Here is a 23,869-nt window from a genome sequence, read left to right as displayed (position 1 = left end):
GTGCATTTTCAAATCAGCACATTTTCAAATCTTCAAATCTGACATATGGAATTTATAGACGAAGACCTGCTGCGCTATTCCGAGGACCATACCTCGCCGGAGAGTGAGCTGCTGCACAAGATAAACCGCCAGACGCACCTGAGCGTGATGCGGCCGCGCATGCTCTCGGGGCACCTGCAGGGGCGTTTGCTGGCCATGTACTCTAAAATGATACAGCCGCAGCAGATCCTGGAGATCGGCACGTACACCGGCTACTCGGCGCTCTGCATGGCCGAGGGGCTGCAGCCGGGCGGCACCCTGCACACCGTGGATATAAACGAGGAGCTGGAGGAGCGCGTGCGCGGCTATTTTGCCGAGTCGGGTTACGGCGAAAGTATAAAACTGTACATTGGCAATGCGCTGGAGATCGTACCCACGATAGAGGCCGTGTTCGACCTGGTGTTCATCGACGCCGATAAGATCAACTATGGCCGCTACTACGACATGGTGATAGACAAAGTGCGCCCCGGCGGCTATATTATTGCCGATAACGTGCTCTGGAGCGGCAAGGTGCTGGAGAAATACCGCAAGAAACTCGACGAGGACACCCAGGCTATGCTGGACTTTAACCGGCACGTGCACCAGGACGAGCGCGTGGAGAACATCCTGCTGCCCGTGCGCGACGGGTTGATGATCGCCCGGAAAAAGTAAAAGTATAACCTACGGCAATGTATAAAGAGAGGCTGCGGGTCTCTCTTTTTTGTTTCTTTTACGCTAACCTGCTAAACTTCTGCAGCTTAGCCCCCGCCCGTCCTGCCAAAGAAATATTTATACTTTCCGGCCCGAAAAAATAATGAAGGAACTTGGTGGGGCGTTTTAGAATACGAAGCTTTTTCCGTTAATTTTGCATTAGCTATATTCTATCCTGAACACATTAACATATAGACATTTATCTATTGTTAACTCAACAGGAAGTAGAGCCTCCGTATCACAGTTCATCAAACTTAAGCGTCTCCCGTCATGAGGAAATCCGTTGCCACATTCCTTGCGCTCCTGCTGTTGCCCCTGCTGGCACTGGCACAGGGTATCACCGTACCCCACAACATCTACTTTGCCGAGATCCACCTCAAGCTCAACAACAGGGCCCAGGCCGAGATCCAGAAAAAGGTAGATGCCCTGCAGCGCAGCCAGTTATACTTCCAGATGAAGGTGGATTTGGCAGACGCCTACTTTCCTATAATAGAGCGCGTGTTTCAGGAGGAAGGCGTTCCGGACGATTACAAATACCTGGCCCTGCAGGAAAGCGGCCTGATCGGCGATGCCGTGTCCACCTCCAACGCGGTGGGCTACTGGCAGTTTAAGCGCGAGGCTGCCCTGGACTTTAACCTGCGCATGGACCGCCACGTGGACGAGCGCCGCCACATTGTGGAGGCCAGCCGCGGTGCCGCCAAGTACTTTAAGCGAAGCAACAACTACTACAACAACTGGCTTAACTCGCTGCTCTCCTACTACCTGGGCTATACCGGCGCCAAGGCCTACACCAAGCCATCCGACAGCGGGGCCAGGCAGATGGACATCACCGAAAGGACAAATGAGTACATCCTGACCTTTCTGGCGCACAAGGTGGCCTATGATGCCTTTGTAGGCAAGGCCAACCCGCCGGCCGTGTCGCTGCGCGAGCTGCGTGCCAACCCGGGCCAAAGCCTCACGGAGATTGCCGTGGCCACCAAGACCGATTACAGCGAGCTGGAGAAGTATAACAAGTGGCTGCTGGGCAACTCCATCCCCTCGGATAAGGATTACTACGTGATGATCCCGGTGCGCAACGGCAATGACCTGAACGTGGTGGCATCCACCCGGGAAACAACGCCTACCCTGCCGCGCCAGAGCAGCTCCAACAAAGCCGCTGCCGCCATCGTGAAGCGCAATAACCTGAACGCGCTCGTGGCCCGCGAGAAGGACACCAAAGACAAACTGGCGCTGCAGGCAGGCATCTCCACCCGCAAGTTTCTGAAGTATAACGACATGCACAGCTTCGACAAGATTGAGGCTGGCAAGGCTTACTACATCGAGCCCAAGCGCGCCACCGCCGACACGGAGTTCCACGTGGTGCAGCCGGGCGAGACGATGCAGCTGATTTCGCAGCATTATGGCGTGCGCCTGAGCTACCTGCTGTTCAAGAACCGCATGAAGCGCAACGAGGTGCCGGTGCCGGGCCGCGTGCTGTGGCTGCAGAAGCGACGCCCCGCCCACACCCCGGTGGAAGTACGCGACCCGAGCCAGCAGAAAACCGCATCAGCACCTAAAGAGAAGTATGAGCCGGTGGCAAGTACAGCCGCATCAACTCCTACAAAAGGGAATTTCTTTACCCGCCTGGTTGACAAGCTAAAAGGAACGACACAGCCTGAGCAACCTGAACATGAGGAAGTAGTGGCCGCCGCACCTGTTGCCGAAGAGGCAGCACCTGAAGAGGAGGCGTTGGAGGAAACGGTATTGGTGGAAGAGGCAGCAGTTGCAGCAGCCCCATCCCCTAAAACCCCGGCCACGGAAAAGCCTACGCTTTACCCGGGCGCAGCTAAAACGGAGGCAGCCAAGGCAAAAGAGGTAGCTACTGAGGAAGAGGAGAAGTTCCCTGCGCAGGAGCCCGAATTAGAGCCCGCCCCGGACACGGAGGTAGACCCGTTTGTGACAGAAGAGGCGGAGGCAGCAGAAGCGCCAGTGCCAGCAGCAGCAACAGCCGCACCGGTAAAAGCGCCAGCCACCGCCACAAACGAAACGATCCCGGCACAGCAACCGACAGCAAACGCCACCACCCACATCGTGAAGCAGGGCGAAAGCCTGTGGGCCATCTCCAGAATGTACGCCGTAAGTATAAACGACCTGGTAACCTGGAATAAACTGGGCGACGCGCCGCTGAAACTGGGGCAGGAACTCCTTATTGTAGAGCCGCTGCAGCAGCCAGCCGAATCGCCGTTTACAGAGGATGCGGCAGAGGTTCCGGCCACCTTGCTCCCCACCAGCAGCGCTTTTCATACGGTAGCAGCCGGCGAAACCCTGTACCAGATCTCCAGGAAGTATAACGTGTCGGTAGACCAGCTGCGCCAGTGGAATACCCTGCAGGGCAGCAGCCTGAGCCTGGGCCAGGAACTGCGTATAAAAGCCCCGGCTGCGCCTGCCGCTGCTGCCGAGCCTGCGGCAACGGGCAACACCGCTTCCGGCGTTATTTATCACACCGTGGCCGCCGGCGAAAGCATGTACCAGATCTCCCGAAAGTATGACGTGACCATCAAGGATATCATGGAGTGGAACAACAAGCCGGACTTCGCGGTAAGCGCCGGCGAAAAGCTGGAGATCCGGAAGAAGTAGCTTTAGTTATTCGTTGCTCGTTATCCGTTAGTAGAAGTATGATGCGGTAGGAGTAGCAACCAACTATCAATTGGAAAATCACGATCACATGAAAGTATAAAAGCTGGCTTTGCGGCCAGCTTTTATACTTTCCCTTCCTCCCAAAACCAAAAACGAATAACGAATAACTAACAACGAAAAACTACCGCTCTTCCGGCGGGGCGGTGAGGTTGGAGGCTGTGTGCAGGCCTGTGGCGATCTCGGGCACAATGCCCAGGCGCTCGTAGATAGGCTGCACCATTTTGCGCAGGCGCGGCCTTTGCACAGCAAAAGGAATGATGCTGAGGGCACACAGAAAGCCGCAGCCCGCCAAGGTATACCCCACCCCGATCATCTCGGCCACCGAGCCCGCCAGCATACTCCCGATCGGGGCCATTCCCATAAAAGCGGTAGAGTAAAGGCTCATCACGCGGCCGCGTTTATCGTCATCCACTAAAGTCTGCAGCAGCGTGTTGCAGGAGGCCATCGTCACGATCATTCCAAAACCGGTGAAGAGCATGAGCACCAGCGAGAGCAACAGCACCTCGGAGAAGGAAAAGGCGATCAGGGCCAGCCCGAAGAGCGTCATCGTGAACAGCAGGACTTTCCCCAAACCCACCACCGATTTCCGTTGCGCCAGGAACAGGGCCCCGCTCAGTGCCCCCAGGCCGGAGGCCCCCATCAGGTAGCCCAGCGTATTGGCGCCGCCGTGCAGGATGTCGCGGGCAAACACGGGCAGCAGCACCGTGAACGGCATGCCAAACAAGCTCAGCAAGGCCACGATCATGATCAGTGAGCGGATGGGCGCAAACCCGAAAGCATACTGGAAACCGTGCCGGAGCGAGGCCCATACTTTGTGCTGCTGCGGCACCCGCTCAAAGGGCTTCAGGCGCATGAGCAGCAGCGAGGCCAGCACCGCTATGTAACTGACGGCGTTGATCAGGATGCACATCCCCTCGCCCACCGCTGCGATGAGCAGGCCGGCAATGGTAGGCCCCACCAGCCGGGCCATGTTGAACAGCGAGGAGTTCAGGGCGATGGCGTTGCTCAGGTCCTCGCGGCGATCCACCATCTGTACCACAAAGGCCTGCCGGGTGGATACGTCAAAGCCGTTAATGATGCCCAATATTGCACTCAGCGTCATGATATGCCATATTTCGATGCTATTGGTCAGCACCAGCGCCGCCAGCGTGGATGCCTGCACCATGGAGAGCGTTTGCGTGACCAGCAGCACCTTGTGGCGGTTAAACTTATCGGCGAGCACGCCGGCAAAAGGACCAAGTATAAACGAGGGAATCTGGCTGGAGAAGGTAACGGCGCCGAGCAGGAAAACCGAGTCGGTCAGGCGGTACACGAGCCAGCTAAGCGCGATCTGCTGCATCCAGGTGCCGACAAGCGAAATTCCCTGCCCCACAAAAAAGAGCCTGTAGTTGCGATAGTGCAAGGCCCTGAACATTCCCCCTAACTTACCCGAACTTTCTGCTGCTTCCATTTCTGCTGTTATTGCTGCGTGCGTTAATGTACAAACTTTAGCTTACGGACCATGCCCTACCCAGAGTTATAGCAATGCCAAAGTATAAAACACGGGGTGAAACCAAATGCAGGATTTCCTGTTTGCGTTAAAGCCTTGCAACCCATACTTTAGAACCTGGTATACTGACCGACTATAGAATTCCCTGTTTCATGAATGATTTTTTAAACCGCATATACTTTGGCAACACCGTAGAGGATTACCTCATCGCTTTCGGGATCATACTCCTGGGCTCCTTACTCATTACGCTTTTCCGAAAGTCCGTACTCTCCCGGATAGGGCGGTGGAGCGAGAACACGCACACCCGGTTCGACAACTTTGTGGTGAAGAGCTTTGCCCGCTTCGGCATCCCGGTCCTGCACTTCCTCGTGATTTATGTCGGGTTAAGCTACCTAGCCTTCTCTGCTAAAGTTGAGCGGATCCTAGGCATCGCCGTAACCGTGGCCATTACGGTCATGATCGTCCGTTTCGTGGCGTCCACGCTTAACCTGCTGGTCCAGTCCTACGTCAGGAGAAGGCATCCGGACAAAGCGTATGTCAATGAGGTGGGGGCGATCAGCCTTATCATCAACATCATCATCTGGACGATAGGCCTGGGCTTCCTCTTCGATAACATGGGCTACGACCTGACCACCGTTATTGCCGGCCTGGGTATTGGCGGTATAGCCGTGGCGCTTGCCGCCCAGAACATTCTCGGCGACCTGTTCAACTATTTCGTCATCTTCCTCGACAGGCCTTTTGAGGTGGGCGACTCCATTGCGGTAGGCGATAAGAACGGAACAATAGAGCATATCGGCGTGAAAACCACCCGCCTCAGGAGCCTGACCGGCGAGCAGCTGATCATCTCCAACAGCGACCTGACCAGTTCCCGCATTCATAACTACAAGCGCCAGCAACGCCGCCGGGTGGAGTTTACACTAGGTGTTGCCTACGAAACTTCGGTCGAGAACCTGAAGGCCATACCCGACCTGCTTAAAAGGATCGTTTCGGAACATGAACTGGTAGCGTTTGACCGGGCGCATTTTGCCTCGTACGGCGACTCTACCCTCAACTTTGTAGTGGTTTATAATGTGCTCACCTCTGATTTTGCCAAACACATGGACATCAGGCAGGCTATCAACCTGAACATCTTCCAGGAGTTTCAGCAGCGGGGCATCGAGTTCGCCTACCCTACCCAAAAGCTGTATGTGGTAAAAGAGCAGACGGAAAGCCGGCAGGAGGCGCAGCGCTACAGTTGATGATCAAACCAGAGTATAAAAGTATAGGCAGCGGCGGAGACTATTTCCGCCGCTTTTTTGTTAGCAGAATGGCCGCGCATAGTTTGGGCAGCCGCCCGATTTTGAGTAATTTTAACATCCCGGCGATGGCTTGGCAAGTATAGTTTATACTTACAGCAAGGCCATTATTAATTCTTCTTTCGTCATTACTAATTCCTCCTGAATGCCTGTTTTTTCGCATTTACATACCCATACCCAGTACTCGCTGCTCGACGGCCAGGCCAGCATTGGCGCGCTCATGAAAAAGGCGCAGGCCGATGGCATGCCCGCCGTGGCCATGACCGACCACGGAAACATGTTTGCTGCCTTCAACTTCGTGAACGAGGCCAACAAGTATAACGTGAAGCCGATCGTGGGCTGCGAGTTTTACCTGGTCGCCGACCGCCACCAGAAAACCTTCAGCAAAGAGGTACGGGATGTGCGCCACCACCAGTTGCTGCTGGCCAAAGACCAGGAAGGTTACCAGAACCTGGCCAAGCTTTGCTCGCTGTCTTACATTGAAGGTGTTTACAGCAAGTGGCCGCGCATCGATAAAGAGCTGCTTTTAAAGTATAGCAAAGGCCTGATCGCCACCAGTTGCTGCATCGGTGCCGAGGTACCGCAGGCCATCCTTTGGAAAACCGAGGAAGAGGCCGAGGAGATATTTAAGTGGTGGCTCGATGTATTTGGCGAGGATTATTACATCGAAATTCAGCGCCATGGCCTGATGAATATTGACGGCACCGGCAAAAGCCAGGAAGACATAAACCAGGTATTGCTGAAATGGGCCAAAAAGTATAACGTAAAGGTAATCTGCACTAACGACTCGCATTATGTAGACCAGGAAGACTGGAACGCGCACGATATTCTGCTTTGCGTGAATACTGGCGAGGACCAAAGCACTCCGGTTGGTGACTTTACAACTAAATATTATCGCTTTTTGTCGGATGACCAGAAGGTGATCTATGACACGGTGGAGAATGTGCGCCAGAAATACGGGCACCAATCCAGTGTGCGCCAGATGCTGAACCGCATTGACGAGGCCGGCCCCAAAACGCGCTTCGGCTTCCCCAACGACCAGTTCTACTTCAAGACGCAGGCTGAGATGAACGAGTTGTTCAAAGACGTGCCGGAAGCAGTGGATAATACGAACGACATAGTAGACAAGATAACGCCTCCGAAACTGAAGCGCGACATCCTGCTACCCAACTTCCCGATTCCGCCGGAGCACGCCGGGCCGGATGCCTACCTGCGCCACCTTACCTACGAGGGAGCTAAAAAGCGCTACACCGATATCACTCCTGAAATTGAGGAACGACTCGATTATGAGCTCCGCATTGTGGAGACGATGGGATTTGCCGGTTACTTTCTTATTGTGCAGGACTTTATTAACCGTGGCCGCGATATGGGCGTGTTTGTAGGTCCTGGCCGTGGTTCGGCGGCAGGTTCGGCGGTAGCGTATTGCATCGGTATCACCAACATCGACCCGATCAAGTATAACCTGCTGTTCGAGCGATTCCTGAATCCGGAGCGTGTATCGATGCCCGATATTGATATTGACTTTGACGACGTGAACCGCCAGCGCGTGATCGATTACGTGGTGGACAAGTATGGCAAGACGCAGGTAGCCCAGATCATCACGTTCGGTACGATGGCCGCCAAATCGTCTATCAAAGACGTGGCGCGTTCTACTTCATTGCCTCTGGCTGAAGCCAACGAGCTGGCCAAAATGGTACCTGAAACCCCAGGCACCACGCTGGCCAAGGCTTTTATGGAGAACCTGGACCTGGCTGCTATTCGTGAAGGAACTGACCACCGCGCTGCTGTGCTGAAACTGGCTGAAAAGCTGGAAGGCTCTATCCGTAACACCGGTATCCACGCAGCGGGCGTTATCATTGCTCCGGACAACATTACCAACTATATCCCGGTTTCTACTTCCAAAGACTCTGACCTACTGGTTACACAGTTTGATGGTAAGGTGATCGAGAGTGCGGGCATGCTGAAGATGGACTTTCTGGGCCTGAAAACCCTGACCATCATTAAAGATGCCATGGAGCTCATCAAGAAAAACCATGGTGTTGAGATCGATATAGATAACATTCCGATTGACGACGAAAAGACCTACCAACTATACCAGCGTGGCGACACCATTGGTACGTTCCAGTTCGAGTCGGAAGGTATGCGCATGTACCTTAAAGACCTGCAGCCGACCAACATTGAAGACCTGATTGCCATGAACGCCCTCTACCGTCCGGGCCCGATGCAGTTCATCCCGAACTTCATTAACCGGAAACATGGCAAAGAGGAGGTTGAATACCCGCACGAACTGCTGGAGCCGATCCTGAATTACTCGTACGGGATCATGGTGTACCAGGAGCAGATCATGCAGACGGCCCAGATCCTGGCCGGTTACTCGCTGGGTGGTGCCGACTTGCTGCGCCGCGCGATGGGTAAGAAGGACATGAAAAAGATGGCCGAGGAGCGTGAGAAATTCATTGCCGGAGCCGCCGAAATTCATAAAATTCCTTCTAAGAAAGCCTCTGAGGTATTCGACGTGATGGAGAAGTTTGCCCAGTACGGCTTTAACCGCTCGCACTCGGCTGCTTACTCTGTAGTTGCTTACCAGACAGGTTACCTGAAGGCTCACTACCCCGCCGAGTACATGGCGGCGGTGCTGACCAACAACATGAACGACATCAAAAAGGTAACGTTCTTTATTGAGGAAGCCCGCAAGCAAGGTGTAGCTGTATTAGGCCCGGACGTAAACGAATCGTTACTGAAGTTCAACGTGAACGAGCAGGGACAGATTCGTTTTGGTTTGGCTGCAATAAAAGGAACCGGCGAAGCTGCCGTAGATGCTATTATTGCAGAGCGTGAAAAAGGGTTGTACCAGGATATCTTCGACTTTGCCAAGCGCGTGAACCTGCGTGCGGTAAACAAGAAAACCTTTGAAAGTATGGCCTTGGCCGGCTGTTTCGACTCGTGGGAACTATACCACCGTGCCCAACTGATCGAGATTCCGGAAGGCGAGAGTATGCCTTTGCTGGAAAAAGCGGTACGTTACGGCAACAGTTACCAGGCAGAACAGCAGGCTGCGCAACAGTCGCTGTTTGGGGGAAGTGCCGCTGTAGCCGCGCCGTTACCTAAGTTACCCGAAGTGCCCGTTTGGACGCAGGCCGAAATGCTTCGCCGGGAGAAAGAGGTAGTAGGTTTTTATATGTCGGGCCACCCGCTCGACCAGTTTAAGCTGGAGATTGACTCTTACTGCACCTGCCCGCTGGACAGGATCGAAGAGTATAAGAACCGCGACGTGAACGTGGCCGGCATGGTAACCGATGTGGTGATCCGCACGGCTAAAAATGGTAACCCGTTTGCCCTCTTCACCATCGAGGACTATGACACATCGATGCAAATGGCCCTGTTTGGGGAAGATTACGTGAAGTTTTCGCCCTACCTGAAGATGGGTTTATACTTGTTTATCCGGGGCAAGGTGCAGCTGCGCTATAAAACTGAGGACCAGTGGGAGCTCAAGCCGCAGAACATTCAGCTGCTGGGTGATGTGATGGATAAGATGGCGCAGGGCGTTCAGGTAAATGTTAACCTGCAGCTTTTCACGCCAAACTTGGCCGAAGCTTTGGAAAACGCTATCGTATCGAGCCCAGGCCAGAAGCGTTTAGAGATTACCCTGCACGTGCCGGAGGAGAAACTGGCGCTACCCACCTACTCCCGCAAGTATAGAATCGACCCGAAGGTGTTTTTGAACTCTATCAAGGATATGGGGCTTGGGGAGTGCAGGCTGATTTGATTTGAAGATTTAGAGATGCGAAGATTTAGGCGCGCATCTGCTCTTCTGTAAAAGTATAAAAGAGGCGTGCTGCTGCGGTAGCATGCCTCTTTTTGCTTTTGATAGTTTTTGCTCATCCGGACTTCCTAGTCCGGATGGAATGCTGGCGGGGATTTCCTAATCCCCGTATTTCACTAACGCGGATTAGGAAATCCGCTTCAGCCTTTGTTTCGGACTAGGAAGTCCGAAACAGCACCTACTTATACAAAGTATAAATCACACATGGTACTCACATGGGACTCAAGAACAGGATCATACCAAGCAGTTTATACTTTCTGACGATGACGGTGGTCGACTGGGTGGATGTTTTTACGCGGCCTGTTTATAAACACATCGTTGTTGATGCTCTCAAATTCTGCCAAGAGAAGAAAGGGTTGAAACTTTGTGCCTGGGTACTGATGAGCAACCACCTGCACCTGATTGCCGCTGCTGAAGGGAAGAATCTATCAGACATCGTCCGGGACTTTAAGCAGTTTACCAGCCGCAAAATCATAGCCACGATACAGGAAGAACCCGAAAGCCGCAGGCAGTGGCTGCTGCACCGCTTTGAGTTCAATGCGCACCTGAGCACCAAAGTAAGGCACTATAAAGTATGGCAGGAAGGCAATGAGGCGAAGGAGCTTTTAAGCAATACCTTTATAGATCAGAAACTGGATTACATTCATCAAAATCCGGTGCGGGCGGAATGGGTAAACGAGCCGGAACATTACCGCTATAGCTCCGCTGCAAACTATGCTGATTTACCGGGTCTACTGGAAGTTGCGTTGCTGGATTGAAAACGTTAGAGTTTCTAGCTAATGTAGTTTTTCGGCCCTCTCTCACCCTCCTTTTTCCATATCTCTTGCCGCTGAAACTTTTACTTACAACATTTGTTTATACAAACATGAAGATATCCTGCAGCAATCTGTGCCGTAAGTATAACAAATGCCCTCGTTCGGTGTTCTACTATCCTAAGCACGACAGCTTGTCAGGAAACCTAAGTTTGGTGCCGTATTTGCCAAACCTGTAATTGTTACTATATTTAACCATTGAATTAAACACAACAAAACAATAAAATTATGGCTAACAAGGCGATAGAAATCACAGACGCGAACTTTGATGCGATTATCAATTCAGATAAACCAGTGCTGGTAGACTTTTGGGCAGAGTGGTGCGGACCGTGCCGTATGGTAGGCCCGATCGTGGAGGAACTGGCCGGCGAGTACGAAGGCAAAGCCGTGATCGGCAAAGTGGACGTGGACGCCAACCCACAGACTTCCGCTAAGTTCGGTATCCGCAGCATCCCTACCCTGCTGGTGTTCAAAAACGGTGAGGTAGTAGACAAGCAGGTTGGTGCTGTGCCTAAAAACGTGCTGTCTCAGAAGCTCGACGCGCAAATGGCTTAATCTGTAGCAGACATAACGAATAAAAAAAGGGCTCTCCTGGTAAAGGAGAGCCCTTTTTAGTTGCGCCTGCATTGTTACTTCACCGACACCTCCAGCCGCACCATCAGGTTCTGGTTAAATTCCTCCTCGCCTTTCTCTTTCGCCACTCTTCCCCGGTCAATCTCTATCCAGACCGGCTCATCCGTCAGGAAGCGGTAGACATAGAACGGGCAGGTGTCGCACTCGTTGGTCATGCCCACATACGGGCCGCTGTCCTGCTTTGTAGCCTGCGGCCAGCTTACCGCCGCGAAAACGCCCTCATCCGGAAGCACCAGGTTATACTTTGAGACATCGATCCAATGCCAGTAGGTATTGCCTTTTGGCTGAAGGATCAGCGGCTCCGGGAAGAGCGGCTCCCCGGGCAGCCCTGCGGAGTCTACGGCATACAGGTACACCTGCAGTTTGTTCGGCTTTCTGAACAGGTCCGGGAAAGAGCGCTTGTGGTAGATATACACCCCTATCCTATCTATAAAGCCGGAGTACCCTTTAGACGGGATGTGGTAGGCAGTTTGGTAGTGCGGGTAGCTTTTGCTTCCGCCGTGGCCGTAATCGGCTTTTTTCTGCGATGTGCCCAACACCTCTTTGCGCAGGTCGGGCCTTACCACCACCTCCTTCAGCTTCACCTCCTGGGCAAAGCCTTGCAGGCTTAGCAGCAGCAGGAACAGTAACAGCCAGGTTGCCCCAAGTTTCATTTGCTCACGTTAATTTACTTCGCACAAAAGGAAGGGGATCATCCCCAAGCCCACTATGTTTACAAACAACCTAAACAGGGTTCCTGTTTACTCTTCCCCCTCATTTTTAAGTATAACACTGATCTTTCCGCTCCGCTCCAGGTAGGCGTATTGGATGCGCTCTATGCCACCGTAGCTGCCCGAACTCCGGACAGCTTCCGTCAGGTCGTTTTCCGTGATGCTGTTCTCTGCCATTGCCTCCTTCTGCAACTCCCCGTCCTTTACCAGCGTCTTAGAGGCACCCTTTATAAAATCACTCACGCCAGAGTTAGTATAGAAGGCGAAAGAGGCCAGCAGCTTGTGCAGCATCACCAGCACGAAGGCAGCGACCAAGGTGGGCCAGAAAGGGGAATTACCGGTGATGGCCCGGCTTAAGATGGAGCCATAGATGATGCCCAGCACGATATCGAAAGCGGAGTTTTTCCCGAAGATGCGGTGGTTCCCGATTCGGATAATGAGCAGGGCGGCAAGGAAAACCCCCACCGCCCTCGCAGACATCTGCCACCAGGTTAATGTCTCTTCATGGATGCCTAAAACAAGGTCAACATACTCTCCCATAACCCTGCAAACGCACAGATCCGGCAGCGAGTTCTACGGCCTTAGCTGGCGTCCTCACAGTTAGAGAGGCTTTTATCCAAAGTATAAATCACCTCAAAGTTTTTCTCTACCTCTTGTATCTGGTGCTGTAGGCGGGCGTTATACTCCTGCACTTTGTCCAGCCGCTCCTCAGTCATCTCCCTCTTGTTCAGGGCATCGAGCATCTTAATGGATTTGCCCAGTTCGCTGTTCTTCTCGTGCATGCGGCTCATGTACTGATCCAGGTTATCGCTGGTGGAGGCGGTGGCCATCTGCAGGTTGCTCTCGATGCATAGCTGGCGCTTCAGGTACTTAAACACCGTTGCCTCCGCGCTCTGGTTCAGCTCCTCCTTCTTTTTCAGGGCCTGCTTCAGCTTATAGCTGTCGTAGCGCTTATTGTAGTCGGTAATGGCCTCGCGCACTTTCTCGCGGCAGCTCTGGCACTTGGTAGCGCCGGCCTTTTCCAGCAGGTTGTTGCGCTGCGGCATGGTCTGGTCGTTGGCCTCAGTGCCGCTCAGGTTCTGCACCTCCTTCATAAACACCTCGTTATACTGCTGCTCCTCCAGCTTCTGGGTAAGGCGCACAATGGCCTCGCCCTCTACCGACGCCGTCAAGAACTCCTTCTTGGGCAGCTCGATGGCGTATAGCCTGGCCAGGGCCGCCTCGCGCTTCTCGGGTGTGTTCCACGATTTGGGGTCGTTCTCCAGCTCACGCAGCGTGTTTACCAGCAGCTTGCCGTTTTTCAGGTTGTGGTCGCCCTCTAAGTATAAATCGGCATTTACAAGTATGGACTCATACTCGGAGCGGAAGATGTTCTGGTAGGTGCTGTTCTTGGCAAACTCCTTCTCTCGGGCATCGAAGATCCCCTTCAGACGCTTGTACTCCTGCACGATGCCGAACAGGTTTTTCGCGTTGATGTCGGCGCTGTTGTTGCGGTAGTTCAGGCGATAGGTGTTCAGGTTGTGCTTCATGTCGGCAAAGGAGCGCAGGAACTCCACAAACAGCTTCTCCTGGCGAAAGGTCTCGTCGTTTATCAGCTGCTGGTCGTAAGCGGCCTGTATCTTCAGTTTGCGCTTCTCGATCAGGTCCAGTGTCACCTCATCGCCGGTCAGCACATCCATCTTGTAGAGCGATTTATAGTTGGCCACCACCATAAATGGATAGTCTTTGTAGCCGGTCATCTCCTCCAGCTGGCGGCGGTCCAGCTTGTTTGGGTTCTTCTGCAGGTAGTCGGTCAGCTTCACGGTCTTGATGTCCACCTTCTTCACATCGCTCGGCACGAACACGTAAATGCGCACCGAGTGCAGGCGCGTGTCAAAATCCTGGCCCTCGTAGAGGCGGATGGTGGAGCTGAACTTATACTCCTTGCGGCTGGCCCTGGAGTTGAGCAGGTTCCCGAATTCCCCCACCAGCGAGAGCACCGCGGTGCTGGGCGAGGTAAGCTTGGAGATGGCCATCAGCTGGTTGGCCACCAGGTTAAACACCTGGTCGCTCTGGCCGTTGGTGATGGCCTTGGCATTGATGACGGCATCGATGTTGTTGTTGGCAGAGCCCAGCGGCATTTTATCGATGATGCGCACGACCTCCTGGTGGTCGCTCACCTGGGTTTTGTAGTCGTTCTTGTCCTGGTCGATGGCGAAGTTGTAGAGAGGGTACACAATGTCGTCGTTGCCGAACACCTTCATGTTCTTGAGCTGGGCCGTGATCATGAGGTACTCCAGCACGTTGCCATACTTCTTCTTGGGCTTGCGGGAGCCTGACTCCAGCTCGTTCAGCACGCGGGTAAACTTATTGCCGTTGTAGAGGTAAATATCGGTGGAGAGGTATTGCCACTCATCCGAAAACTGAAAATCATCGTTGTAACTATAGCCAAGGCGGGTTTCTATGTTGCGCTGCGCGAAAACGGCCTGCTGGCACACCAGTAAAATAGCTAAAGCTGAAATTATTCTTCTCATAAATTACGTTGCTGCGTCATGAGGGCTGTGGCTTGTACCGTACCGGCCCGGCTGAGACCACTAAACGCTAAAGGTTGAACTTAAGTGCATTAAAGATGCTAATAATAACGCTATAATCATAAATTTAATATGAAATCAAAGACGAAGGCATACGTGCTGCTAGGGTTTATACTTTGTCTCGGAGTTGCCTCCCCTCACACCGCCTCAGCGCAGGCTGCCACCGCAGTCACTTCGGAGTCCAGCGCTCCCAAACTTACCGAGGACGAGAAAGTGGAGTACCTGATACAGCGGATCGCTAAAATGGAAGGCGCCACTTTTATCCGCAACGGTAGCGAGCATACCTGCCGCCAGGCAGCCGAGCACCTGGAGTCGAAGTGGGAGAAACACCGGGATAGTATAAAAACTGCCGAGGGCTTTGTGGAGGAGCTCGCCTCCCGCTCCGGCCTCTCGGGCAAGGATTACCTTATCCGCTTTACCGATGGCACCACCAAGACAACCAACGAGGTGCTGCTAACGGAGCTCAAACAACTGGAGCAGTAACAGTTAAAGAACGAAACGCACCTCTTGCGCGTAAGGCAGAAGTATAAAACCTCCTTTGCCATGCTACAGCTTCTCGAACAATCTAAGGACGATCTGGTCGCTTTCCGGATCTCAGGCGACGTGAGCCGCAGCGACTACGACGTGATGCTGCCGCTGCTGCAGGAGCGCATTAAGCAGCACGGCAAGATCAGGGTGTACGCCGAGGTGCAGGACGTGGCGGATATCTCGCTGCGGGCGCTGTGGGAGGACATCAAATTCGACATTAAGCACGCCTCAAACTTCAGTAAGGTGGCTTTGGTGGGGGATAAGAAATGGATAGACTGGCTGACCATCATGGCCAAGCCTTTTACCAGTGCCGATGTGAAGTATTTTGATTTCACCCAGCGCCAGCTTGCCTGGGAGTGGATTAATTTGTGAGGCAGAAAGTATGATTTTGGTGAACTGTCCGGCAAGTATACTTGCCGGACAGTTGTATTTTCACCGGTTAGTGATGTTATAGCTGTCACGCTTATTCTTTAACAGAACCATACTTTTAAGCGCTGTTATACTTTCTGTTGATACAAGTTATACTTTTATACTTGCTTCTGGTATACCCTATGCTGGCGCAAGCGTCCGCTTGTGCCTCCTTATTTAATGGCGCAAGACCCCCGCTGGCGCGAGTTTGCAACTCGTGCCTACTATGATGTTGGGTTTGCAACCCAAGTGGCTTGAAAAGCCATACTTATACCCTGGCTATGCTTCGTTGCCACCGCTTCCCTCCACTTGAACCAAGCTATACTTACTAGCTGCCGTTCACCCTCAGTCTTACAGGCGTCTCGTTTCATTTCCGACATTGGTGCCCTCCAGGCCGAGAGGGCTCGCCTTCGGGCATCGCGCTGGGAGCTTTTCCTGCCCTCGTGCCTCGGGCTGCCTCGCTCGCGCTCGTCACCGGAAAAACTCGCATAGGCGCTCAACCCAAAGGCTGGGATCAGATTCAATAGCCACTTACTATGCAGTTTGAACCAAAGTCCCCCTTTGAAGGGCAACTATATACCAGTTGGGACAAAGCGTGTGTTGATTTTTAAAGAGGCGGGGAGCCTCCTTTTTTTTTATTTCTTCTCTTCCTTGCCCGTATCTTTAGGCTTGTCCTTCTTATCGGACACTGAAACTTTTAACAAGTCTTCAAACGTGCCTTTTACATGAAGCTTCTGCTCATACTTCTCTGGACGTTTTTTTGGTTCTTTCTTCTTAGCCATAGTGAAAAGGTGCAATCTTCTGCAATCAAATTAAATTGCTCAATTAATACGTAATACGCAACAATGGAAAATTTTTTTCAAATATTTTTATTATAAGGGAACTCATATATAATAGACTAAAATAAATAGCCTACAAAGAGGGCGTAAGGGGTAATGGATTGACTGATAGCTAATTGTAATATATTCCTACTAAGTAAACAACATAGGCGCCCTAGTGTGTTCTTTACCCTCTAGAATAAAATATCATCTCCCGCCCTAGAGAGTCTTGCTTAATTGCAAAGCTTTACATACCTTTGATATATAGAAAAAAGAAAAGCCCCGACTGTCTAAATCTAGGGCTTCTCTTCATAAGAATTTAATCTTTGCATTACAAAGGTGGCATCCTTGTGCCTATCCCTTTATTAATACAAAGATGCGTAAATTTATCCTTAATTCCAAACCGAAAACAATGGAAGACGCATTGATAGTAAAGCTGAATGAATCCCAACGCAATGAGCTTGTGAGCTACTACAGAGGCAAGCTCAATGAGTTAGAATCACAAGCGAATAATTACAGGGATTTACTAAGGCAGCTAACTTCTCCTTCTGGTGAATCAAATTATGTTGAATCAAATCATGCGCCTATAGCAAAGCCTATTTATGTGCCTGCTCCCTCGCAGGCCTCGGTTTTCACAGACAATCCCGAACATTCTGCTGCTATCAAGGATTACAAGCAGACCTGGTCCTGGTCTATGAAAATCAAATATGTGATTGCTAGCAATGGGAGGTGCCTTACATCAAGAGAGATCGTTGACCAACTTAGCCTCTTTGACACAAGCCTTACTAAAGTCGCTGATCCCATGAGTAGTGTATCAGGCTCTATAAGCGCGAAAATATCTAAGGGAGTGATATTTGACAGATATAGACCTTATGACGGAGCAGAATACTATACTGGACTCAAAGAATGGTTCGACGAAGATGGAGAACTAATAGATGAAAATCACAGGGGTTCAGAATAAAAAAAGGGTAGCAGCGCTACCCTAAGAATAAATAATGTTACCAGAGAGGCCTTTGAATAGGTAAACTGTGGAGCGGCTTTAGCTTCCAAAACCTTAGCCGTTGCGGGAGTGTAATTTAAACTGTGTCATTTCCTTCTTCCCATTTACTGGCCCTGTTGGTGTACTGGTGTGAATCCTTACAGCAACAGGGCCACACTTTTCCAGGTGCTTCTCACTTCAAGTCCAGCTGCATCCTGTCCCCAAACCAGATCGAGAGCTGCTGGGCCGTCTGGCTCCAGTTGGCAAGTGGCATCACCCACTTTTTGCTGATGTTCTGGTGCGATAAGTAGATCAGCTTCAGCAGGGCCATATCTGATGGGAAAGCTCCCTTGGTCTTGGTCACCTTGCGCACCTGGCGGTGAAAGCCTTCGATGGTGTTGGTGGTATAGATCAGCTTTCTGATCGGTTCTGTAAACTTAAAGTACGTGGAGAGTTTGTCCCAGTTCCGTTGCCAGCTCTCGAGCACCTTGGGGTACTTTCTGCCCCACTTCTCCTCCAATTCCAGTAGCCTCAGCTCAGCCAGCTCCTTGGTCTCTGCCCGGTACACGGGCTTGAGGTCGCGCAGGAACTCCTTCTGGTCCTTTGAGCCCACGTACTTGAGGCTATTGCGGATCTGGTGGACAATGCAGCTCTGTACTTCAGCCTGAGGGAAGACACTGGCGATGGCTTCGGCAAAGCCCTTGAGGTTATCGATGCAGGCGATGAGCATGTCGGCAACGCCCCGCTGCTGCAGGTCGGTGAGCACGGAGAGCCAGAAAGTGGCTCCCTCGCTTTCGGAGACGTACACGCCCAGCAACTCTTTGTGACCGTGGCGGTCAATGCCCAGGATGTTGTAGACGGCCTTGGAGACGGTGCGTCCTTCCTGCCGCACCTTGTAATGCATGGCGTCCAGCCAGACGATGCAGTAGAGCCTATCCAGCGGCCGGGCCTGCCATTCCTTTACCTGGGGCACTATCTTCTCGGTGAGCGCGGCGAGCGTGTCGTGGGAAATGTCCATATCGTACATGTCCTTGAGATGAGCCGAAATGTCCCTGAGGCTCATCCCTAAGCCGTACATGCTCAGAATGCGTGGCTCGAGGTTCTCGGCCAGCACCGTCTCCCTTTTTTTGATGATCTGCGGCTCGAAGCTGGCCGAGCGGTCGCGGGACGAGGCCACCTCAATGGTGCCGTCTGAGGTGCGGACCTGTTTGCTGACTTTGCCGTTGCGGCGGTTGCCTTGCCCTCGCTGCTCTTGCGACAGGTGCAGGTCCATCTCCGCGTCCAGGGCGGCCTCTAAGAAGTGCTTCAACAACGGGCCTAAGGCGCCGTCTTTGCCGAAGGTGGGTTTGCCGCTCCGGAACTCCTCCAGGAACTGGCGCTTGATCTTGTCTAGATCCAGCTCGTTTTTCTCTTCCATGTTGACTGTGTTAAAGGTAATACTCCTAATCCTTTGACACAGTTTGTTTTACAGCCTCGCCGTTGCTTTACTTTCAAAGGGTTTAGTGCCCATAGCTAAACCGCCTCTCACTTTTACTTTAGGTTAGTACGAGCTAATCTAAAGTGTTTACTAACAAACTGGCGTGTGCATCCGGATAAAATCCTTTATATAGTGCAGGCCACATTAGAGTCGCGAATATTAACAATAGTCTCATTAACTGTTTGTTAAAAATCGCAGCGTCACCTTTGTTAGTACAGGTTTTGGTTGAACACCCATTTAATTAGGCTACCTGTTTGACAGGTAGCCTTCCCTGTTTTCGATGTAAATATAAGGATTTATTTATTATTTGCTATAAGAGCCTTATAAGTAAGTCTTGTATTACCTACTTTGTTAACCGCATCATGGAATCTAGCACAATCCGTTACCTTCCTGTTGTTATAACGATACCCGAATTCGTGGCAGTACCTGTGCAAGTGCTTAGGGCTTACGTTGTGGTATATGCCGTAGATGCCTCTCTCTAATTGGCTCCAGAATCCCTCTATACTGTTAGTGTGGAATTCCCCTCTTACATATTCATCCTGTGCATGGTTTATAATCTCATGCGCCTTAAACTCTTTATGAAGGTCACCATAGGCTCCGAACCCATCGGTTACTACCATTGCGCTTGCGCTTACCTTCTCCCGTAGGATAGGCTTCAGTGTAGCACCATCTTCTTTGCTCATTACGAAGGTATGCACATTGCCTTCTCTTTGAAGCAAACCAAAAACAGGGGTTTTATTCACGTATCCCGTCCCTTTCTCCCTTAGCTCCTTTCTTACCTTCTTGTGCTTGTTCTCGGCCTTGCCACCAACATACGTTTCATCACACTCTACTGTGCCTTCTAACATCTGTGGGGCCTTCTCTCGCAGCATCTCTCTGATCCTGTGCAACACAAACCACGCTGTCTTCTGCGTGATGTTCAAGTCACGTGACAACTGTAAAGAGCTGATGCCCTTCTTGTGTGCAGTAACCAAATACATTGCAGCGAACCAAGTTCTCAACTTAATCTTAGTGTTTTCAAAGATTGTACCTGTGGTTACGGTAAACTTCTTGTAGCAAGTCTTTTCAGAGCATTTGAAGCCCCTGTTTGTTACATAGGCTTTGGTGCAACCACAATGAGGGCAAGAGGGAGTATCGCCCCAACGCTGCTGGCCTAGAAAAGCCTTACAAGTTTCCTCATCATTGAAGAAGTCTAGAAGTTGAAGTAGAGAATTGAACTGGCTTTTCATTTAGGTTGCTGATAAAGAACAAAGTAAAGATTCGTCTTGTCCCATCATATACCTAATTTAATGAAATAAAGTTTCAGCTTTTCTCTGCTTATTTTGTCCCAACTGGTATATAGTCCCCCTTTGAAGGGGGTAAGGGGATGTAATCGTCTGCTGAAAAATCCCCTCTCGGGAGGGACTAGGGGTGGGTTTACACTTTGTAGGGACAGGTCGCGACCTGTCCGCGCGAGGACAGCAGCTACAAAACTTATACTTTGGCAAAAGTAATTACAGGCTCCCTCCCCTGTTTTTAGGGGAGGGCTGGGGAGGGGTGAAACCAGGGGTAGTTGGACCCGGAACTCCAATGCATACACCACTAAAAACAACAAAGGCCTACGAAATTATTCGCTGGCCTTCGAAGCTATACTTTATACTCTGTTAGTCTTTGTAGATCGCTACTTCGGCTTTGCCGTTTTTAATGTAGCCGCGGTACATGCCCGCCGAGTTGAAAGGCATGGCAATGTTGCCCTTTTTATCCAGCGCAATTACGCCGCCTTCGCCACCGCGCTCCACCAGTTTCTTCATCACTACCTCATCGGCAGCTTTCTTCACGGAGTACCCTTTGTACTCCATCATAGCGGCAATGTCGTGGGCTACCACAGAGCGGATAAAGTACTCGCCGTGGCCTGTGGCCGATACGGCGCAGGTATTGTTATCGGCATAGGTGCCGGCACCGATGATCGGGGCGTCGCCCACGCGGCCGTAGCGCTTGTTGGTCATGCCGCCGGTGGAGGTGCCCGCTGCCAGGTTGCCGTACGCATCCAGTGCCACGGCGCCCACCGTGCCGAACTTGTTGCCCTCGGTAAAGATGTTCTCGTTGCTGCTGGTGCCGCCGTCGTGGTCGAGCTGCGTTTTCTCTTTGTCCTTTAGCTTCTGCAGCTGGTTATAGCGGGTTTCGGTGTGGAAGTAGGATGGATCCACCAGCTCGATGCCTTGCAGCTTGGCAAACTGCTCTGCGCCGCTGCCGATCATCATCACGTGCTCTGATTTCTCCATCACCGCACGGGCGGCCGAGATGGGGTTTTTGATGGTGGTCACGCTGGCCACAGAGCCCGCCATCAGCGTTTTGCCGTCCATTACGGCGGCATCCAACTCGTTCTTACCCTCATTGGTGAACACGGCCCCCTTTCCGGCGTTAAACAGCGGCGAGTCTTCCATCACATGAATGGTGGCCTCCACGGCATCCATGCTGGTGCCGCCTTTCTTCAGCACCGCATACCCCACCTGCAGCGCCTCGTTCAGCTTTTCGCGGTAAGCTTTCTCCTTCTCCGGGGTCATGTTCTGGCGGGTGATGGTGCCGGCGCCGCCGTGTATCACCAGCGTGATTTTGCTATAGTCGGGCTTGCCCTGGGCCAGGCTCACAAAGCCGGACAGCAGAAAGAGGCACAGAAAGTATAAACTCTTTTTCATGGATAGGTTACATGTGAAGTAAGGAATACGCGCTCTTAAATATAGTGCTTTTTGGCGTAACCGGTGCAAAATTCTCATCTTGCAGCCTTACACGCACCCGCTTATACCTATGTTCCTACTCCGGCTTCGGCACTGGCAGGCCTTTTTGCTCCTTTTCGTGCTCCCGTTCCTGCTGCAGCACGGCCTGCTCTGGCTGCTCGATGCCCTGCCTGTCCGTACGGGCCGGGTTAGCGCCATGCTGCTGGACGCGTTTCCGGCCACGGTGTACGTGTTGTGGCTTTGGAAGATCGGCTCCTGGCTCTATGGCCGGCTGCCGCAAAGTATAAAGATCACGCCGCTGTACTTTCATCTGGGCAACCTCTACCTCATACTTTACGCGCTGCTGTTTGTGTACACGTTGGCCGTGCTGCGCGATAGTATGGCCATGGGCTCTGTGCCCTTCGGCATGCTCGCCCTGCTGGTGCCCCTGCACTTGCTGGCCACATGCTGCTACCTGTATGCGGTATACTTTGCGGGCCGGTCGCTGGTGAGCGCGGAGCGGCAACGGGTGGCGGGAGGCGCGGAATACCTGGGCGCTTTTTTCCTTTTCCTGCTGTTGCCGTTGGGAATCTGGTTCCTGCAGCCCCGCCTGCGCAGGTTGTATCTTGCAGATTCTTAGCCTGATAAAAAATTTATTGGAAAAAATATAGCTCTAATGCAATATAACAAAGAATCTCGCGTTTTGGAGCAGAAACAAAGGGTAAATTCTTGGTTTTAATAGAGTTTTCTTAGCTTGCAGACATATCTTTTACCATATTTGCAAAGTATTCTCAAACATTATCCAAACAAAAACTATCACCCATGAAATCCAATTTCTTCAAAGCATCTCTTGCCCTGGTGATGTGCTCTACAATGATGGCATCCTGTGTGTCTTCTAAAAAGTACGAAGACCTGCAGGCAAGCAAGGACGCCCAGGAGCGCGAGCTGCAGGCATCAAAAGCTAAAGTTGACGAGCTTTCTAACTCTCTGAAAGAGCGTGAGCAGAAACTAGCTGACATGGAGCGTGCCATGAATGAGCAGAACAAGATCCTCGACAACCTGAAAAACGAGGTAAACACTGCCCTGCAAGGCTTTAACGAAGGCGACCTGAGCGTGGCTGTTAGAGATGGCAAAGTATACGTTTCGATGTCCGACAAGCTGTTGTTCCCTACCGGAAGCACCAAAGTGAACACTGGCGGCAAAAAAGCGATCGACCAGCTGGTATCTGTGCTGAAGAAAAACCAGGAAGTTGGCGTGATGGTAGAAGGCCACACTGATGACGTTTCGGTAATGAGCGGCATGAAGTATATGACCGACAACTGGGACCTGAGCGTACTGCGTGCCACGGAAATCACCCGTCTGATGACCGAGAAAGGCCTGTCTCCGGACAGAGTTACGCCTGCCGGACGCTCGTTCTACATGCCGGTTGACGCCGGACGTACTGCTGAGGCGAAAGCCAAAAACCGTCGTACAGAGATCATCCTGACGCCAGACTTTACAGAGGTTTACAAAATCCTGGGCATCAAAGCCTAGTTTTTAGCCTTAAGCTAATATAAAAAGCGCCGGTAGCCAATCAGGTTACCGGCGCTTTTTTGTTTATGCTGCAGTATAACCTCACAGCCAAAGTATAGCTGCGAAGTATAAATCCGGGCTTCACGAACAATTATACTTTCATTTGCCTGGCTTCGCTGATGGCCTGGAACAATTCTCCCGCACGCTGGGAGCCGATAAGCAGCGGGTCGCGGTTGTAGAAGTATAGCTTCACGCCCTCGTTGCCCGACATGTTGTAGGCCTTGCCCTTAGAGCCCCACCGGATGCCCCAGCCGCCGTAGTCGCCGATGGGGCTGTAGGTTACCCGCTCGAAGTCGCGCACCAGGTGCAGCGGAATCTGCCTCGGCTTTACATGGAACGGCCAGAAGCGCACCTGCACCAGCCCCGGCCGTACCTCCGTGGTAAGCGACATGCGGTAGAAAAAGTAGGGCAGCCCCAGCCCCACCAGCACAAAAAGTATACTTAGCTGCACATCCGGCACCGGCCTGTTGCCATACTGCCCGCCCAGCAGCACCTGGTACACAAAGCCCACCCAGAAGATAGCCGCCACGCCCAGCACCACCACCCACAGCCAAAACTGCCTGAACCGCTGCCGCTCCCGGAAAAGTATGATTTCTTTAGACACAAGTATCAGGTATCAAGACACACGACTCTTTAATACAAATTAGTTACGGTTCG

General features: G+C 52.1%; 20 protein-coding genes. 11 read left to right on the top strand and 9 right to left on the bottom strand.

The window, feature by feature from the left end:
- Window positions 1-45: 45 nt before the first annotated feature.
- Together A3841_RS17035 and A3841_RS17030 are read left to right on the top strand one after the other, a co-directional pair.
- Complete coding sequence (locus A3841_RS17035; protein WP_073854103.1) at window positions 46-690, top strand: O-methyltransferase; 645 nt, start codon at window positions 46-48, stop codon at window positions 688-690.
- Window positions 691-999: 309 nt separating this feature from the next.
- Complete coding sequence (locus A3841_RS17030; protein ID WP_073854101.1) at window positions 1,000-3,345, top strand: LysM peptidoglycan-binding domain-containing protein; 2,346 nt, start codon at window positions 1,000-1,002, stop codon at window positions 3,343-3,345.
- Between the two features lie 181 nt (window positions 3,346-3,526).
- Here the strand turns inward: A3841_RS17030 and A3841_RS17025 are convergent, their stop codons facing one another.
- Window positions 3,527-4,855, bottom strand: coding sequence for an MFS transporter (locus A3841_RS17025; RefSeq protein ID WP_073854099.1), 1,329 nt, complete (start codon window positions 4,853-4,855; stop codon window positions 3,527-3,529).
- A gap of 191 nt (window positions 4,856-5,046) precedes the next feature.
- Between A3841_RS17025 and A3841_RS17020 the strand changes: the two genes are divergently transcribed.
- From A3841_RS17020 to trxA, 4 genes are all read left to right on the top strand, one after another.
- The gene (locus tag A3841_RS17020) at window positions 5,047-6,132 is read left to right on the top strand and encodes a mechanosensitive ion channel family protein (RefSeq protein ID WP_073854097.1); all 1,086 of its coding nucleotides are present in this window, start codon (window positions 5,047-5,049) and stop codon (window positions 6,130-6,132) included.
- A gap of 202 nt (window positions 6,133-6,334) precedes the next feature.
- On the top strand, window positions 6,335-9,955 hold the full coding sequence (gene dnaE / locus A3841_RS17015; RefSeq protein ID WP_073854095.1) for a DNA polymerase III subunit alpha: 3,621 nt from the start codon (window positions 6,335-6,337) through the stop codon (window positions 9,953-9,955).
- A gap of 272 nt (window positions 9,956-10,227) precedes the next feature.
- Entirely contained in the window at window positions 10,228-10,770 is a 543-nt protein-coding gene (locus A3841_RS17010) for an REP-associated tyrosine transposase (protein ID WP_073854093.1), read from the top strand.
- A gap of 282 nt (window positions 10,771-11,052) precedes the next feature.
- The gene (gene trxA, locus A3841_RS17005) at window positions 11,053-11,379 is read left to right on the top strand and encodes a thioredoxin (protein ID WP_073854091.1); all 327 of its coding nucleotides are present in this window, start codon (window positions 11,053-11,055) and stop codon (window positions 11,377-11,379) included.
- Window positions 11,380-11,453: 74 nt separating this feature from the next.
- On the opposite strand, the gene A3841_RS17000 is transcribed toward trxA, so the two are convergent.
- From A3841_RS17000 to A3841_RS16990, 3 genes are all read right to left on the bottom strand, one after another.
- Window positions 11,454-12,110: a hypothetical protein gene (locus tag A3841_RS17000; protein WP_073854089.1), complete on the bottom strand. Its 657-nt coding sequence runs from the start codon at window positions 12,108-12,110 to the stop codon at window positions 11,454-11,456.
- A gap of 87 nt (window positions 12,111-12,197) precedes the next feature.
- Entirely contained in the window at window positions 12,198-12,647 is a 450-nt protein-coding gene (locus A3841_RS16995; RefSeq protein WP_235861453.1) for a DUF421 domain-containing protein, read from the bottom strand.
- A 101-nt stretch (window positions 12,648-12,748) separates the two neighbouring features.
- Window positions 12,749-14,680, bottom strand: coding sequence for a hypothetical protein (locus tag A3841_RS16990; RefSeq protein ID WP_073854085.1), 1,932 nt, complete (start codon window positions 14,678-14,680; stop codon window positions 12,749-12,751).
- Between the two features lie 129 nt (window positions 14,681-14,809).
- Here A3841_RS16990 and A3841_RS16985 point away from each other — a divergent pair, with 129 nt between their 5' ends.
- Complete coding sequence (locus A3841_RS16985) at window positions 14,810-15,220, top strand: DUF5329 family protein (RefSeq protein ID WP_073854083.1); 411 nt, start codon at window positions 14,810-14,812, stop codon at window positions 15,218-15,220.
- 60 nt (window positions 15,221-15,280) lie between these two features.
- On the top strand, window positions 15,281-15,637 hold the full coding sequence (locus A3841_RS16980) for a SpoIIAA family protein (RefSeq protein ID WP_073854261.1): 357 nt from the start codon (window positions 15,281-15,283) through the stop codon (window positions 15,635-15,637).
- 671 nt (window positions 15,638-16,308) lie between these two features.
- Here the strand turns inward: A3841_RS16980 and A3841_RS20420 are convergent.
- Window positions 16,309-16,455, bottom strand: coding sequence for a hypothetical protein (locus A3841_RS20420; protein WP_170866225.1), 147 nt, complete (start codon window positions 16,453-16,455; stop codon window positions 16,309-16,311).
- Window positions 16,456-16,903: 448 nt separating this feature from the next.
- Between A3841_RS20420 and A3841_RS16970 the strand changes: the two genes are divergently transcribed.
- Window positions 16,904-17,452: a hypothetical protein gene (locus A3841_RS16970; protein WP_139307996.1), complete on the top strand. Its 549-nt coding sequence runs from the start codon at window positions 16,904-16,906 to the stop codon at window positions 17,450-17,452.
- A 211-nt stretch (window positions 17,453-17,663) separates the two neighbouring features.
- On the opposite strand, the gene A3841_RS16965 is transcribed toward A3841_RS16970, so the two are convergent.
- From A3841_RS16965 to A3841_RS16955, 3 genes are all read right to left on the bottom strand, one after another.
- A complete protein-coding gene (locus A3841_RS16965) occupies window positions 17,664-18,887 on the bottom strand; it encodes an IS256 family transposase (protein WP_073854077.1) in 1,224 nt (407 codons plus the stop codon).
- Between the two features lie 356 nt (window positions 18,888-19,243).
- Window positions 19,244-20,176 (bottom strand): IS1595 family transposase, encoded by a 933-nt coding sequence (locus A3841_RS16960; protein ID WP_073854075.1) that lies wholly within the window; start codon window positions 20,174-20,176, stop codon window positions 19,244-19,246.
- 414 nt (window positions 20,177-20,590) lie between these two features.
- Window positions 20,591-21,622 (bottom strand): isoaspartyl peptidase/L-asparaginase family protein, encoded by a 1,032-nt coding sequence (locus A3841_RS16955; protein WP_073854073.1) that lies wholly within the window; start codon window positions 21,620-21,622, stop codon window positions 20,591-20,593.
- A 109-nt stretch (window positions 21,623-21,731) separates the two neighbouring features.
- Here A3841_RS16955 and A3841_RS16950 point away from each other — a divergent pair, with 109 nt between their 5' ends.
- Together A3841_RS16950 and A3841_RS16945 are read left to right on the top strand one after the other, a co-directional pair.
- On the top strand, window positions 21,732-22,280 hold the full coding sequence (locus A3841_RS16950) for a hypothetical protein (RefSeq protein ID WP_073854071.1): 549 nt from the start codon (window positions 21,732-21,734) through the stop codon (window positions 22,278-22,280).
- Between the two features lie 182 nt (window positions 22,281-22,462).
- The gene (locus tag A3841_RS16945) at window positions 22,463-23,173 is read left to right on the top strand and encodes an OmpA/MotB family protein (protein ID WP_073854069.1); all 711 of its coding nucleotides are present in this window, start codon (window positions 22,463-22,465) and stop codon (window positions 23,171-23,173) included.
- Window positions 23,174-23,303: 130 nt separating this feature from the next.
- On the opposite strand, the gene A3841_RS16940 is transcribed toward A3841_RS16945, so the two are convergent.
- On the bottom strand, window positions 23,304-23,816 hold the full coding sequence (locus tag A3841_RS16940) for a DUF6141 family protein (protein WP_073854067.1): 513 nt from the start codon (window positions 23,814-23,816) through the stop codon (window positions 23,304-23,306).
- Between the last annotated feature and the right edge of the window lie 53 nt (window positions 23,817-23,869).

Source organism: Pontibacter flavimaris, assembly GCF_001907195.1.
Taxonomy (GTDB): domain Bacteria; phylum Bacteroidota; class Bacteroidia; order Cytophagales; family Hymenobacteraceae; genus Pontibacter; species Pontibacter flavimaris.
Note: the sequence above shows the minus strand (reverse complement) of the source record. Positions and strands in the feature narration are given on the sequence as shown.

Coding starts and splice junctions, on each gene's coding strand:
- A3841_RS17035 (WP_073854103.1), top strand. CDS start 46: ATGGAATTTATAGACGAAGACCTGCTGCGCTATTCCGAGGACCATACC.
- A3841_RS17030 (WP_073854101.1), top strand. CDS start 1,000: ATGAGGAAATCCGTTGCCACATTCCTTGCGCTCCTGCTGTTGCCCCTG.
- A3841_RS17025 (WP_073854099.1), bottom strand. CDS start 4,855: ATGGAAGCAGCAGAAAGTTCGGGTAAGTTAGGGGGAATGTTCAGGGCC.
- A3841_RS17020 (WP_073854097.1), top strand. CDS start 5,047: ATGAATGATTTTTTAAACCGCATATACTTTGGCAACACCGTAGAGGAT.
- dnaE (WP_073854095.1), top strand. CDS start 6,335: ATGCCTGTTTTTTCGCATTTACATACCCATACCCAGTACTCGCTGCTC.
- A3841_RS17010 (WP_073854093.1), top strand. CDS start 10,228: ATGGGACTCAAGAACAGGATCATACCAAGCAGTTTATACTTTCTGACG.
- trxA (WP_073854091.1), top strand. CDS start 11,053: ATGGCTAACAAGGCGATAGAAATCACAGACGCGAACTTTGATGCGATT.
- A3841_RS17000 (WP_073854089.1), bottom strand. CDS start 12,110: ATGAAACTTGGGGCAACCTGGCTGTTACTGTTCCTGCTGCTGCTAAGC.
- A3841_RS16995 (WP_235861453.1), bottom strand. CDS start 12,647: ATGTCTGCGAGGGCGGTGGGGGTTTTCCTTGCCGCCCTGCTCATTATC.
- A3841_RS16990 (WP_073854085.1), bottom strand. CDS start 14,680: ATGAGAAGAATAATTTCAGCTTTAGCTATTTTACTGGTGTGCCAGCAG.
- A3841_RS16985 (WP_073854083.1), top strand. CDS start 14,810: ATGAAATCAAAGACGAAGGCATACGTGCTGCTAGGGTTTATACTTTGT.
- A3841_RS16980 (WP_073854261.1), top strand. CDS start 15,281: ATGCTACAGCTTCTCGAACAATCTAAGGACGATCTGGTCGCTTTCCGG.
- A3841_RS20420 (WP_170866225.1), bottom strand. CDS start 16,455: ATGGCTAAGAAGAAAGAACCAAAAAAACGTCCAGAGAAGTATGAGCAG.
- A3841_RS16970 (WP_139307996.1), top strand. CDS start 16,904: ATGGAAGACGCATTGATAGTAAAGCTGAATGAATCCCAACGCAATGAG.
- A3841_RS16965 (WP_073854077.1), bottom strand. CDS start 18,887: ATGGAAGAGAAAAACGAGCTGGATCTAGACAAGATCAAGCGCCAGTTC.
- A3841_RS16960 (WP_073854075.1), bottom strand. CDS start 20,176: ATGAAAAGCCAGTTCAATTCTCTACTTCAACTTCTAGACTTCTTCAAT.
- A3841_RS16955 (WP_073854073.1), bottom strand. CDS start 21,622: ATGAAAAAGAGTTTATACTTTCTGTGCCTCTTTCTGCTGTCCGGCTTT.
- A3841_RS16950 (WP_073854071.1), top strand. CDS start 21,732: ATGTTCCTACTCCGGCTTCGGCACTGGCAGGCCTTTTTGCTCCTTTTC.
- A3841_RS16945 (WP_073854069.1), top strand. CDS start 22,463: ATGAAATCCAATTTCTTCAAAGCATCTCTTGCCCTGGTGATGTGCTCT.